Origin of the sequence: sulfur-oxidizing endosymbiont of Gigantopelta aegis (genome assembly GCF_016097415.1) — a bacterium.
Lineage (GTDB): Bacteria > Pseudomonadota > Gammaproteobacteria > GRL18 > GRL18 > GRL18.
On the sequence record NZ_JAEHGE010000001.1, the window covers coordinates 2,762,214 to 2,773,895 of the forward strand.

At 38.5% G+C, this 11,682-nt stretch carries 19 protein-coding genes; 3 read left to right on the forward strand and 16 right to left on the reverse strand.

Annotated elements, in window-relative coordinates; genetic code table 11:
* Positions 1-71: 71 nt before the first annotated feature.
* The 8 genes from dnaQ to istB all read right to left on the reverse strand — a co-directional run bounded on the left by dnaQ (position 72) and on the right by istB (position 4,847).
* Positions 72-785: a DNA polymerase III subunit epsilon gene (gene dnaQ / locus JEU79_RS13905; protein ID WP_198264583.1), complete on the reverse strand. Its 714-nt coding sequence runs from the start codon at positions 783-785 to the stop codon at positions 72-74.
* Positions 782-1,219 carry a ribonuclease HI gene (gene rnhA, locus JEU79_RS13910; protein WP_198264584.1) on the reverse strand — a complete coding sequence of 146 codons (438 nt, stop codon included), beginning with the start codon at positions 1,217-1,219 and terminating at the stop codon, positions 782-784. Before rnhA ends, dnaQ begins: the two co-directional genes overlap by 4 nt.
* Position 1,220: 1 nt before the next feature.
* On the reverse strand, positions 1,221-2,111 hold the full coding sequence (locus JEU79_RS13915) for a methyltransferase domain-containing protein (protein WP_198264585.1): 891 nt from the start codon (positions 2,109-2,111) through the stop codon (positions 1,221-1,223).
* A 6-nt stretch (positions 2,112-2,117) separates the two neighbouring features.
* A complete protein-coding gene (locus tag JEU79_RS13920) occupies positions 2,118-2,642 on the reverse strand; it encodes a hypothetical protein (protein WP_198264586.1) in 525 nt (174 codons plus the stop codon).
* Between the two features lie 17 nt (positions 2,643-2,659).
* Positions 2,660-2,851, reverse strand: coding sequence for a hypothetical protein (locus JEU79_RS25775; RefSeq protein WP_214660573.1), 192 nt, complete (start codon positions 2,849-2,851; stop codon positions 2,660-2,662).
* A gap of 342 nt (positions 2,852-3,193) precedes the next feature.
* The gene (locus JEU79_RS13925; RefSeq protein ID WP_198264587.1) at positions 3,194-3,379 is read right to left on the reverse strand and encodes a hypothetical protein; all 186 of its coding nucleotides are present in this window, start codon (positions 3,377-3,379) and stop codon (positions 3,194-3,196) included.
* The gene (locus JEU79_RS13930) at positions 3,376-4,011 is read right to left on the reverse strand and encodes an Eco57I restriction-modification methylase domain-containing protein (RefSeq protein ID WP_214660574.1); all 636 of its coding nucleotides are present in this window, start codon (positions 4,009-4,011) and stop codon (positions 3,376-3,378) included. Before JEU79_RS13930 ends, JEU79_RS13925 begins: the two co-directional genes overlap by 4 nt.
* A gap of 74 nt (positions 4,012-4,085) precedes the next feature.
* Complete coding sequence (gene istB / locus JEU79_RS13935; RefSeq protein WP_425511178.1) at positions 4,086-4,847, reverse strand: IS21-like element helper ATPase IstB; 762 nt, start codon at positions 4,845-4,847, stop codon at positions 4,086-4,088.
* A 158-nt stretch (positions 4,848-5,005) separates the two neighbouring features.
* Between istB and tnpA the strand changes: the two genes are divergently transcribed.
* The 3 genes from tnpA to JEU79_RS13950 all read left to right on the forward strand — a co-directional run bounded on the left by tnpA (position 5,006) and on the right by JEU79_RS13950 (position 6,081).
* On the forward strand, positions 5,006-5,335 hold the full coding sequence (gene tnpA / locus JEU79_RS13940; RefSeq protein ID WP_198262442.1) for an IS66 family insertion sequence element accessory protein TnpA: 330 nt from the start codon (positions 5,006-5,008) through the stop codon (positions 5,333-5,335).
* Positions 5,332-5,697, forward strand: coding sequence for an IS66 family insertion sequence element accessory protein TnpB (gene tnpB / locus JEU79_RS13945; protein WP_198262804.1), 366 nt, complete (start codon positions 5,332-5,334; stop codon positions 5,695-5,697). The genes tnpA and tnpB overlap by 4 nt, the downstream gene beginning before the upstream one ends.
* A gap of 105 nt (positions 5,698-5,802) precedes the next feature.
* Positions 5,803-6,081 (forward strand): transposase, encoded by a 279-nt coding sequence (locus JEU79_RS13950; protein ID WP_198264589.1) that lies wholly within the window; start codon positions 5,803-5,805, stop codon positions 6,079-6,081.
* A 287-nt stretch (positions 6,082-6,368) separates the two neighbouring features.
* On the opposite strand, the gene JEU79_RS13955 is transcribed toward JEU79_RS13950, so the two are convergent.
* The 8 genes from JEU79_RS13955 to JEU79_RS13985 all read right to left on the reverse strand — a co-directional run bounded on the left by JEU79_RS13955 (position 6,369) and on the right by JEU79_RS13985 (position 11,635).
* The gene (locus JEU79_RS13955) at positions 6,369-7,178 is read right to left on the reverse strand and encodes an IS3 family transposase (RefSeq protein ID WP_198263365.1); all 810 of its coding nucleotides are present in this window, start codon (positions 7,176-7,178) and stop codon (positions 6,369-6,371) included.
* A gap of 30 nt (positions 7,179-7,208) precedes the next feature.
* On the reverse strand, positions 7,209-7,529 hold the full coding sequence (locus JEU79_RS26565; protein WP_198263033.1) for a transposase: 321 nt from the start codon (positions 7,527-7,529) through the stop codon (positions 7,209-7,211).
* 31 nt (positions 7,530-7,560) lie between these two features.
* The gene (locus tag JEU79_RS13960) at positions 7,561-8,187 is read right to left on the reverse strand and encodes a hypothetical protein (protein WP_198264590.1); all 627 of its coding nucleotides are present in this window, start codon (positions 8,185-8,187) and stop codon (positions 7,561-7,563) included.
* Between the two features lie 160 nt (positions 8,188-8,347).
* On the reverse strand, positions 8,348-8,974 hold the full coding sequence (locus tag JEU79_RS13965) for an N-6 DNA methylase (RefSeq protein WP_246540310.1): 627 nt from the start codon (positions 8,972-8,974) through the stop codon (positions 8,348-8,350).
* 44 nt (positions 8,975-9,018) lie between these two features.
* The gene (locus JEU79_RS13970) at positions 9,019-9,309 is read right to left on the reverse strand and encodes a hypothetical protein (protein WP_198262482.1); all 291 of its coding nucleotides are present in this window, start codon (positions 9,307-9,309) and stop codon (positions 9,019-9,021) included.
* Between the two features lie 92 nt (positions 9,310-9,401).
* Entirely contained in the window at positions 9,402-9,701 is a 300-nt protein-coding gene (locus JEU79_RS13975; RefSeq protein ID WP_198262483.1) for a hypothetical protein, read from the reverse strand.
* Between the two features lie 12 nt (positions 9,702-9,713).
* The gene (locus tag JEU79_RS13980) at positions 9,714-10,124 is read right to left on the reverse strand and encodes a hypothetical protein (RefSeq protein WP_198263910.1); all 411 of its coding nucleotides are present in this window, start codon (positions 10,122-10,124) and stop codon (positions 9,714-9,716) included.
* Between the two features lie 349 nt (positions 10,125-10,473).
* A protein-coding gene (locus JEU79_RS13985) for an IS3 family transposase (RefSeq protein ID WP_198264591.1) occupies positions 10,474-11,635 on the reverse strand; the annotation gives its coding sequence in 2 pieces (ribosomal slippage) (positions 10,474-11,371 and positions 11,370-11,635; 1,164 coding nt in all).
* Between the last annotated feature and the right edge of the window lie 47 nt (positions 11,636-11,682).

The window sequence follows — 11,682 nt, forward strand, 5'->3', positions numbered from 1 at the left end:
TCAGCGTGGGCAGATAAAGCCATGCCCACCCTACAGCCTACCCTTATACTCGTAATACTTGGATATAGCGCTTAGCTCCAGACACCACTTTGCCCGGATTTCTTTTCCAGCATGGCAACATATTCAGTATGCGCATCCAGCTCTTCATTATTTGGCGCCTGCACTTTCAATGCCGCACGAGTTGAGCTTAAACGTCGTATCGTTTCTGAATTAGCCCCACTATCAGCACTATCATCCAAAGATAAACTCGTTTGCCCACCGGTCATAGCGAGATAAACATCTGCTAGAATTTCAGAATCCAGTAAGGCACCGTGTAATTGTCGATTACTATTATCAATAAAATAACGTCGACAAAGTGCATCCAGATTATTTTTTTGGCCAGGATGGTTTTCTCTTGCCAGCTTTAAAGAATCGAGGATCTGACAACTCACATCCACCATTTGAAGAGGCTGAGCTAATTTTTTTTCTAATAATTTAATTTCATTATTTAAGAAGCCAACATCAAAAGGCGCATTATGAATAATTAACTCACAGCCCTTAACAAACTCCAAAAATTCATCATAAACATCGGCAAAATATGGCTTATCTGATAAGAAATCATCCGTAATACCATGCACTTCTAATGCTCCCTGATCCACTTTCTTGGTTTCAGGATTGATGTATTTATGGAAGGTATTGCCGGTTAATTGTCGGTCAACCATCTCAACGCAGCCAATTTCGATAATTCGATGACCATGAGCCGGTTCAAGACCTGTCGTTTCTGTATCCAGTACTATTTGTCTCATAGCATCTCAATGCCTCTATTCGCCAGATCATCGGCTCTTTCGTTTTCGATGTGTCCTGAATGTCCCTTTACCCATTCCCAGCTAATCGTATGCTCTTTACTCAATTCATCTAGTTGTTTCCATAAATCGACATTTTTAACTGGTTTTTTGCTCGCTGTTTTCCAGCCCCTTTTTTTCCAGTTAGTAATCCATTCTGTAATACCTTTGCGTAAATATTGTGAATCCGTTGTTAATACCACTTCACAGGGACGTTTGAGTTCTGCTAGGCCTTTGATCGCTGCCATCATTTCCATGCGATTATTAGTCGTATCGAGTTCACCGCCAAATAATTCTTTCTCTGTGTCATTGTATTTCATGAGTACTCCCCAGCCACCGCGGCCGGGATTGCCCTTGCAAGCGCCATCAGTAAAGAGGTAAATCGTTTTATTATCCATGTTATTTATTTTCTTTTTTTTGTTGATCCGTACTTAGATCTAACTTTGGATCCAAGTTTGGCTCTAAGTTCGTCTTAAGACCGGCTGTTTCGACTGTCTCAGTGCCTATTATCCCCTTAGCAAAACGCCAACGGGGACGAATGGGTGTCAATGTTGAAACACGCTTCGTTGCTACCAGCAAATACCCACCAGCAGGTAAAATTCTGGAAAACTGACCCGCCTGCTCCATAAATTCGAGCTTATTAAGTAACACCAAACTGGCAATTGGCGGCCGATAAAAATACTCACTTATCAAGTCAATGTCAAATCCAAGCAATTGCAACCAGTCTCGCAAGCGTCTCTGACTAATGAGGTGCCCACATGAGGGTAAAGGTGCCAACTCATGAGGTGCTTTATGCTTATTTTTTTTATTGGCAAGGGTATTTTTTACATCCCAATATTTATGCCACAAACCCCAGGTACTATAAGGATTAAAACCAAGAAAAACAGCCTTACCTTCGGCAACCAGTATACGTTCCACTTCTCTGAGTATTTGATGAGGATTGGCTTCAAATTCAAGGGTATGAGGCAATATCACTGCATCAACTGAATGGTTTTGTATTGGTAGTTGTTCGAATTCAGTAATAAGGTGAGAATGGTTGTTTAAGTGACTTACAGGCTTAAGCGACTCGATGACGTATTGTGAACAAGTTCTTGATTTAGCCATTAAGCCTGCTTTGTCCAAGCAACCCAATTGCACTAAGTTATAGCCAAAAACTTGTTCCAACAAATCATTCAGGGCATTTTTTTCACTGGCGAGCAAAGCTTGTCCTAGCTCACTGGTATACCATTCACGCACTCTTAACCAAGCCGATAAACAAAGGTGTTGATATTTTTGTATAAAAACACCCATATTTGCTCAAAGTAATGAATTTCCAAGTTTAGAAATAGTTTTTAACAATGCTTGTCTTTTGATTTTGTTATCTTCATTATGTGCTACTTCACTTAATGCTGATAACTCTTTATGTTTCTTATTATCTGCATCAAATTCTGGTAAATTCATGTGTTTAAACACATTACCCACTTGAATTGAAATATTATGACTATCAATAAAAGCTTGTACTGTAGAGCTGTTTAGTAAACCACAAAGATAATAGGCTGGCTCTGAATCATAAAAATCAACAAAAAACAATTTGTGGTCGGGAACAAAAACTTTTTGACCACTGATAGGATCGTTACCTTTTGTAATGACTGCCGCTCTAAATGATTTATTGCCAGGCTGTTCAGGCCATACCACTTTAAATGGTGCGAAAGTATAACTGCCAACATTTGAAATACAGAAATAAGGTGCGTGTTCTGTCATTCGTTTGCTATATGTTGATCTTAAAATAAGCTGGTCTTGATAGGTGCTAAAAAATCCTTCACACTTTGGTTTGTCTTCCATGTCATTTTCACAATCTTCTAATAACTGTTTTGTGATCCCTTATTAGGCACCAGTACATATAAATCTTTTTTGATTGAGACATAACATTCCTGTATATCTCCAGCCCCCTTAACTAAAGGATATAGAAAATCAGGTTCTATCCAAAACTTTCTTGCTGGTTTTACTTTTTCATTTCTTCCAAAGTCAGGGCAGGTTTCAATTTGCACCAAATTATTATTTTTATTTGTATCAATAATTTTTACAAAATAAATACCATTTAATTCTGTGGTTACTCCTTTTCTGCCGTTAACCCAAGTGCTTGCACCAGTGATCTTTTAAATGCTTTAAAACCACCTTTCGGTGTAATAGCCCATGGTGAATCACCTCCCGTAACAGGGGTTGCCTCACACTTATCAATGTCAACTGAATCAAGAGCTTCTTGTTTTGTGAGGTGAGCAGGGATTGCTTTTTTATTTCCTTTAGCCGCTTCCCATATAGCATAGGGTATAGGATATTTTATTGTGTTACCTTTGCATTTTTTAGCAATAAAAATAGCTGTTTTATTGGCTGCATCAGGAAATGGCTTTAAAGCTTTTTAGATCATCAATCCCTACAGGTTGAATGATCTGATTATTTCCGATATAAAATGATCGAAAACCTGCTGAAGATGGTGATTGAAAATGAGTTTGCGTGATAACAAATGCTAAAATTCCGTCTTCATCTTTGAGCCATTTATCTGCAACGGTATAGGTGATCATTCCTGATATATCAAGTTCATTTCCACCATGAAATTTTGTTTTGAGAAAATTCCATAATGATCACAGGTTGGCTTTATACGTTCACGGTATAATTCGGGTAATTTTGACCATCTGACCCAAGGTGGATTACCAACAACCACATCAAACTTTCCTGCAATAGCAGACCAGAAGAAATTACGCACTATACGAAACCAGATACCATTCCAGTTTCTTTCATGTAAATCCAGAATTTTTTCATAAGTATGCTTGAGTGGTGATCTCCATTCTTTCATTTCATTGGATGTAATTAATTTTTTTGTATTAATTTTTTTTTCTGTCTCACGCCACTGAGTACTTTTTGAAACTAAATTATCCATTAGTAAAAATACGGAATCTAAACGACTTCTATCAAAAGCCAATTCTGAAGGCAATAAAATTTCAAGATCGGCTACTTCACTACCAATTTTATAAGAGACAATCAATTCATCTTTTTTAGGATTTCGAGCTGGGGAATACACTGCATCCGCTAAAAGAATCGGTATTTCTATATCTGTTCCTTTGTTATTGTCTAATAAATCAGAAATAGCGATTAATATATTCACTCGGGCAGTCTGGATGACAGCGGTCTCGTGAATTTGTAAAGAGTTGGCCATTTGAAATTGTTTCGGCCAGATCACCTCAATGACTCCCAGATCAAGTCATGATCTGGGATTTGAATGACTTCCCTTTAACTTTCAATCTGATCTTTCATACGATAGCTTTTTCCTTCAATAACCACTGTCTGAGCATGATGCAGTAATCTATCCAGCAATGCTGAGGTCAATGTGCTGTCATTGTTAAAGATCTCTGGCCAGTCCTTAAAGGCACGATTGGTGGTGATCACCGTTGAGCCCACTTCATAACGACCAGAGATGATTTGAAACAGCATATCGGCTCCATTCTTATCAATGGGTAAGTAGCCCAGTTCATCTAAAATGAGGATTTCAGGTTTAATGTATTTGCGCATTTCCAGTTTCAAACGACCCGATTTCTGTGCCACAATGAGTGAGTTAATGGCATCCACCGTATTTGTAAACAAGACCCGTTTTCCATTGAGACAGGCATGATGACCTAAGGCGGTGGCCAGATGCGTTTTTCCTAAGCCAACGCCACCCAGTAAAATAATATTAGTGTGTTGCTTTAAAAACTGTAGCCGAAAGAGATCCTTGATCTGCAGTTGATTAATTTTCTTTGGCCAGTTCCAACTGAACTGCTGTAGTGTTTTCACAAATGGGAATCGAGCCGTTTTCACTTTACGTTCAATTGCTCTTTCCTGTCGCCTATTATTTTCCAACTCAATTAACTGAGTCAGGTAATTAACATGAGACCAACTGTCTTTATTAGCCTTTAAAGCCGTCTCTTCATAATGCTCGGCAATACCAGGCAACTTAAAGTATTTCAACTGTTCAAGTAGTCTTTCGACTTCTTTATCAGTGGGCATATCAAGCATCATTTGAATGGCTTCACTTTTCTTCTTTGTTTGATTGTTTTGTTTCAAACTGGATGGTTGAGTCATAAGTTGTTCGTAAGCGCTTAACCATCTAGCGTTATTCAAAAATATCTCCCCTGCCTCATAATCAATCCATCGATTAATTATGAGGCACATCAATGAAACCAGAAACCCAAGCCAACTCAAAACAATTTTGGCAAGACCACGTTAATCAATGGAATGAAAACAGTATCAGCCAGGCATCCTATTGTCAGGAACATGGGCTACCCATCAAACGTTTTGGCTATTACAAGCGTAAGTTGCTGGGTGCAACAACGCAAACCAGTGCGATGACAAAGGGGAATGGTTTTATTCAACTATCTTCCCCGACACACTATTCAGCCCGCACCTCAGCATTAATTGTAGAATTACCCAATCAGCTACGCATTGAAGGGGTGACTGCCGATAATGTACAGCTGGTAAAACAATTAGCAGGATTGTTCCAATGAAGTCAGCCATACTTCCATCACTCAGCCTGCCACAGGTGTATCTCTATCTGAAGCCTGTTGATTTTCGTAAAAGTTTTATTGGCCTCAGTGCCATTGTTGAATGTGAATTAGGTCATAATCCTTTTGCAGGCCATCTGTATGCCTTTACCAATCGTCAGCGTAATAAAATTAAATGCCTCTTCTGGGATAATACCGGTTTTGTACTCTATTACAAAAGTCTCTCAGAAGAAAAGTTCAAATGGCCAAAGGGTGAAGATGACCTGATGAATATCACCGGACAACAAATCAACTGGCTATTAGACGGCTATGATATCAGTGTCATGAAACCGCATAAGAAATTGCATTATGAGTCTGTATTTTAAGTACTTTTAGTCTATTTTTTGTTATAATAAAGCCATGCAAAACAAGGCTGAATCCACAAAAACGACTCTATATTTTCCGCTTTTTCACACGCGGACAAGAATGAATTGTTGAGTGTCATTGAACAGAAAAACCAACGTATAAAAATACTGGAAGAAGCCCTTCGTCTGGCTCGTAGTAAACGCTTTGCACCCAGCAGTGAAAAAAGTGATGGTCAGGAACGCTTATTTGATGAAGCTGAGCAGGCGGCTGACGATGAGGGGCTCCCTGAACCTAAAACCACTTCGCCTAAGAAGAAAGAAAAAACAGGCAGGAAGCCTTTCTCAAAGACTATTCCAAGAGTCCCTGTCTTCATCGATCTGACAGATGAAGAAAAAGCCGGTTGATGTGTCAACACTTTTCCGGACAGTTTTCTAAATATTTTTTGGCTGTTTCAAGTGATTTTTGTCATTTTGTATTTCCTATCATTTTAGTTTCTCATGTTAACTTTAAACAGATGAAGAGAAAGGGCTTTGCCCTCTGGAACGATAGAGCCGTTCCATTCACCCAAGGTATTTTCACAACGGTAATGATCCTGTTACAATATCTTCACGGCACAGGCTGAGGAGCCGATGGCCGTCAACGGTAATGGGCGGCATTTATGTCGCCTTTTACCCCTCTTCAATCAATCGATTTAAGCTATTTCCTGCTGTATTTCATAATCGACTGGTGACAAATAATCATTAGCCGAATGAAGTCGCTCCCGATTATAAAATACCTCAATATATTCAAATATTGCCTGCTTTGCTTCTACTCTGGTTTTGAATCGACAATGGTGCGTCAATTCAGTTTTCAAACTATGAAAGAAGCTCTCTGATACAGCATTGTCCCAGCAATTTCCTTTGCGGCTCATAGACTGAATTATGTTATGATCCGACAATATTTTTCTATGACTATCAGAGGCATATTGGCTACCTCGGTCAGTATGCCAAAGCAATCCATCCATTGGTTTACGCTTCCATATGGCCATCAGTAAAGCATCATTGACTAGCTTGGCTTTCATTCGCTCATCCATCGACCAGCCAACAATTTGCCTAGAGAATAAGTCAATGACAACCGCTAAATATAACCAGCCTTCCTTGGTGGCAATATAGGTAATATCACCCACATAGTAGCGATCAGGTTGAGAGACAGTAAACTCTCTTTCCAGTAAATTTGGAGATATACGCTTATTATGCTTGGAATTAGTCGTCGCTTTAAAGCGTCTCTTCGTTTTACAAAACAAACCGGCTTTTTTCATTAATCGACCAATTCTCCGGCGGCTTATATGAACGCCTTTTTCAGCCAGTTTTCTTTTTAAGACGACGGGTTCCATAAGTCTTGCGACTGTCTTCAAACAGTTTTTTAGCTGCTCAGTAAGCGCTTCATTTTCTTTCTCTCTATCCGTTTTAGGAGAGCTAACCCAATCATAATAGCAACTACGGAAACATCCATAAAACGGCACAGAATCGTTACCGGGTAATCTTTAGCCTGATCAGTTATCCATGCGTACTTCACAAAGTTTCCCTTGCAAAGTACGCTGTGGCCTTTTTAATAAATCACGCTCCTGAATCACTTTTGCCAATTCTTTTTTCAGACGTTTTACTTCATCATAAATGTGTTCATCACTTCTATTGGCTACCGTCTTCACCGGTTTGGAATATTTACTGATCCAGGTATGTAGAGTATTTACATTAACACCTAGCTCCCTGGCAGTCTGAGAAACGGGTTGATCCGTCTCATTAGCTAATTTGACAGCTGATTCTTTAAATTCTGATGTATAGCTTTTATTCGGTTTTTTTGTTTGATCATTCATTTTAGGTCACACTTTTTATCTTTTAGTTATTTTAAGTTGTGTGTCCGGTTAAGTATAGCCACATTAACTCAAAGTGGCCATCACGAACCAGGCGGTGATCGATCCAACTGAACTGAGAGGGATTTGACGTAATTGCCCTGGATTGGGCATAGGATGCTCGGTCATTGTTTTCTCCATGTTTTAGGTGAGTGTTGAGTAAAAGATCCTCGCCTAATTCTCGCAGTTTCAGACCACTCTCGACTATGTCATCTTGTAACGTACTACCGATAAGATGTGCAATTAATCCTATTAAAACAGTGGGTTGGGACTTTAAGATCTCTTGTAACGCATTGGCGTTAAGATCGTCTGTTTTCTCTTTTATATCAATCGCTTGCGTGATTAAGGTATCTTGTAACGGTAATGGGTTATCCAATGATTGTTGTACAATTTTCCAGTATTTTGGATTTTGGGAACGCCATTGCTGAACACGCTGGACATTGACAGTGCCACAGAAGTAGTTTTTATTTTGAGGTTTTTGCAGCCATTTTTTTTGACTGGCGGCCTTACTGGCTTGTCGACACTCAGGTGCTGAGCAGAATTTCTGACGACCTTTAGAGCGGGGGTTGGGTTTGAAAAAAGTGTGGCAGTGCAAGCACTTGCAAGTTCCTGAACGTGGCATTGAGTATTTCCTCTACCTGAGATAGTTGAGGAAAAGCAAGAAAAAGTACAGCAAAGAAAAGAACGGAAGAAGACAGAAGAAAATCCAAGTAGAACAAAAGATTTTTTTAAAAATTGGGAAGAAAAGCAGAAGAAGAAATGACATTTTCAAATGGCCAAGATTAGGACACTTTCAGGAGACCCCTGACAGTCTGGACTGCTAAAGGATTTAAATCAAAGCCCCAGACATTGTTTATGATGTGTTTTAACACTTCTAAATCACCCCACCCATCATCTGTTGCTTGTATTTTTATTTTCCTGATTAAAGCCAGTAAGAAAGAAGCTGAACCACATGTTGGATCAAGAAATCGTTGAGTTAAAAAATTTTTTACATTGATTCTATCCAGAGTGACTTCAACCAACCATTCTGGTGTATAAAATTCACCCAGACTTTTTCGTAGCTCATTTGGCACGAGATCTTGATAAAACGACTTAAGAACATCTTTTGAACGTGCGGAAGTTAATTTATCCGCTCTATACATGGAGAATGAAAGCAAAATACCTTTTAATCCATCAATTATTTTGGCTTGATGTTGTTTCAATCTTGCAACATCAAGATACCAACTGAAAATAACTTCTTCTCCAAACCCATTTATTCCAGCACCAGAAAAGAAATTACCCTGTTCAATTTCATATTCCATTCGGTCAATTAATAATTGACCATCAAGGCTGACTGTTTCTCTGATAAATCCTTTATAAGTGGTTAGTGCATGTTCGGCAACAACTTCTGCACCAAGAATTTTTATCAAAAGAGAGTTGTAAGTATGTATGACAAAAAGTGCAACAGGGATCTTCAATTCTTCAGACTTTTTTGTTCAGAGAAATTGACTTGAAATCCAATATTATCAAGAATCCCATTCACTTGGCTGATGGAAAGATTTGATGTTTGTCCATAAAGAGCTTTCCACTCTTCAAAGATCATTTTTATTTTATTATTATTTTTCTTTTCCAGTCGCTCTGATAATGCGTCAGATAAAGCCTGTAACATATTACAGCCAGCATCAGAACTATGACCAAAATCAGTGATTAGATTTTCTGATGTAACAGGAACCCATTTACAATCAGTCAGAGCCTTAACTATCAAAGATACACTGGATTCACTTAATGGTAATAATGCATCATGAACTATTTTTCCTCGGCTGTACCGTGCAAATGCAATATGCTCTGCATCGGTAACTATTCCAATATAATCCTCATTGTCGAGGGATTCGAGTTTAGCACGAGTCGGGATATATTTTTTAAGCGATCAAACACCGCATTTTTAAATGCAGAACTGGAAGTACTGCCATTAAATAAGCCCTTATCCTTAAATTCAATAATAACTCTGTTATAACTGGCATCAACTCTTTGCCTCTCCATTTGAAAAGGAATATTTAAAGCATCACCAATAATCTTTATCCATCCCTGGCGTACTTCTGTTTCATTGAGCCAGTTACCTTTGTCTTTCTTAAGTTGTTTGAAAATTGTTTTATTCATAATGGCTCATAGTTAATTAGGTGAAAAATAAATGATGTCTTCTGGACTAACAATGCCTTTTGCCAGACCTAAACGCATAGCGGGTGTTTTTTTGTCTTTTCCTGCAATACAATAATTATAATAAACTCGGAATATATCGAGTAACTTAACAATGTTCTTTGGGTTGTAAGCAGAATACCCATACCACCTTCTGCCAGAACTGCTGGCAGATGAAATAACTCGCTCTAATAATGATAATCTACGTCTAACCTGCATAAAAAAATTATCAATCCCATGCATGGAGGCTTTGTTATATAACCATGCCTGATGGTCTTCATCATAGTCACCATAATCAGTAAGATAACAAATCGCTTTTTCTGGTTCAGACATATTAGGAAAAGGGTGTAAAAGCCATTTATCTTTCCAGTTTCCAATTTCCTGCATGTTTTCTAATCGATCTTTTATTATTTTTAATTTTATTTTATTTTTGATAAATCAGGGTGTGATGTGTCAACACTTTTCCGGACAGTTTTCTAAATATTTTTTGGCTGTTTCAAGTGATTTTTGTCATTTTGTATTTCCTATCATTTTAGTTTCTCATGTTAACTTTAAACAGATGAAGAGAAAGGGCTTTGCCCTCTGGAACGATAGAGCCGTTCCATTCACCCAAGGTATTTTCACAACGGTAATGATCCTGTTACAATATCTTCACGGCACAGGCTGAGGAGCCGATGGCCGTCAACGGTAATGGGCGGCATTTATGTCGCCTTTTACCCCTCTTCAATCAATCGATTTAAGCTATTTCCTGCTGTATTTCATAATCGACTGGTGACAAATAATCATTAGCCGAATGAAGTCGCTCCCGATTATAAAATACCTCAATATATTCAAATATTGCCTGCTTTGCTTCTACTCTGGTTTTGAATCGACAATGGTGCGTCAATTCAGTTTTCAAACTATGAAAGAAGCTCTCTGATACAGCATTGTCCCAGCAATTTCCTTTGCGGCTCATAGACTGAATTATGTTATGATCCGACAATATTTTTCTATGACTATCAGAGGCATATTGGCTACCTCGGTCAGTATGCCAAAGCAATCCATCCATTGGTTTACGCTTCCATATGGCCATCAGTAAAGCATCATTGACTAGCTTGGCTTTCATTCGCTCATCCATCGACCAGCCAACAATTTGCCTAGAGAATAAGTCAATGACAACCGCTAAATATAACCAGCCTTCCTTGGTGGCAATATAGGTAATATCACCCACATAGTAGCGATCAGGTTGAGAGACAGTAAACTCTCTTTCCAGTAAATTTGGAGATATACGCTTATTATGCTTGGAATTAGTCGTCGCTTTAAAGCGTCTCTTCGTTTTACAAAACAAACCGGCTTTTTTCATTAATCGACCAATTCTCCGGCGGCTTATATGAACGCCTTTTTCAGCCAGTTTTCTTTTAAGACGACGGGTTCCATAAGTCTTGCGACTGTCTTCAAACAGTTTTTTTAGCTGCTCAGTAAGCGCTTCATTTTCTTTCTCTCTATCCGTTTTAGGAGAGCTAACCCAATCATAATAGCAACTACGGGAAACATCCATAAAACGGCACAGAATCGTTACCGGGTAATCTTTAGCCTGATCAGTTATCCATGCGTACTTCACAAAGTTTCCCTTGCAAAGTACGCTGTGGCCTTTTTAATAAATCACGCTCCTGAATCACTTTTGCCAATTCTTTTTTCAGACGTTTTACTTCATCATAAATGTGTTCATCACTTCTATTGGCTACCGTCTTCACCGGTTTGGAATATTTACTGATCCAGGTATGTAGAGTATTTACATTAACACCTAGCTCCCTGGCAGTCTGAGAAACGGGTTGATCCGTCTCATTAGCTAATTTGACAGCTGATTCTTTAAATTCTGATGTATAGCTTTTATTCGGTTTTTTTGTTTGATCATTCATTTTAGGTCACACTTTTTATCTTTTAGTTGTTTTAAGTTGTGTGTCCG

What these genes read in the sequence shown, in the direction of transcription:
- JEU79_RS13920 (WP_198264586.1), bottom strand. Translation starts at nt 2,642, where the DNA reads ATGGAAGACAAACCAAAGTGTGAAGGATTTTTTAGCACCTATCAAGAC.
- JEU79_RS13980 (WP_198263910.1), bottom strand. Translation starts at nt 10,124, where the DNA reads ATGCAGGAAATTGGAAACTGGAAAGATAAATGGCTTTTACACCCTTTT.
- dnaQ (WP_198264583.1), bottom strand. Translation starts at nt 785, where the DNA reads ATGAGACAAATAGTACTGGATACAGAAACGACAGGTCTTGAACCGGCT.
- istB (WP_425511178.1), bottom strand. Translation starts at nt 4,847, where the DNA reads ATGCTTGATATGCCCACTGATAAAGAAGTCGAAAGACTACTTGAACAG.
- JEU79_RS13960 (WP_198264590.1), bottom strand. Translation starts at nt 8,187, where the DNA reads ATGCCACGTTCAGGAACTTGCAAGTGCTTGCACTGCCACACTTTTTTC.
- JEU79_RS13915 (WP_198264585.1), bottom strand. Translation starts at nt 2,111, where the DNA reads ATGGGTGTTTTTATACAAAAATATCAACACCTTTGTTTATCGGCTTGG.
- tnpA (WP_198262442.1), top strand. Translation starts at nt 5,006, where the DNA reads ATGAAACCAGAAACCCAAGCCAACTCAAAACAATTTTGGCAAGACCAC.
- JEU79_RS13975 (WP_198262483.1), bottom strand. Translation starts at nt 9,701, where the DNA reads ATGAATAAAACAATTTTCAAACAACTTAAGAAAGACAAAGGTAACTGG.
- JEU79_RS13925 (WP_198264587.1), bottom strand. Translation starts at nt 3,379, where the DNA reads ATGATCACCTATACCGTTGCAGATAAATGGCTCAAAGATGAAGACGGA.
- tnpB (WP_198262804.1), top strand. Translation starts at nt 5,332, where the DNA reads ATGAAGTCAGCCATACTTCCATCACTCAGCCTGCCACAGGTGTATCTC.
- rnhA (WP_198264584.1), bottom strand. Translation starts at nt 1,219, where the DNA reads ATGGATAATAAAACGATTTACCTCTTTACTGATGGCGCTTGCAAGGGC.
- JEU79_RS26565 (WP_198263033.1), bottom strand. Translation starts at nt 7,529, where the DNA reads ATGAATGATCAAACAAAAAAACCGAATAAAAGCTATACATCAGAATTT.
- JEU79_RS13930 (WP_214660574.1), bottom strand. Translation starts at nt 4,011, where the DNA reads ATGGCCAACTCTTTACAAATTCACGAGACCGCTGTCATCCAGACTGCC.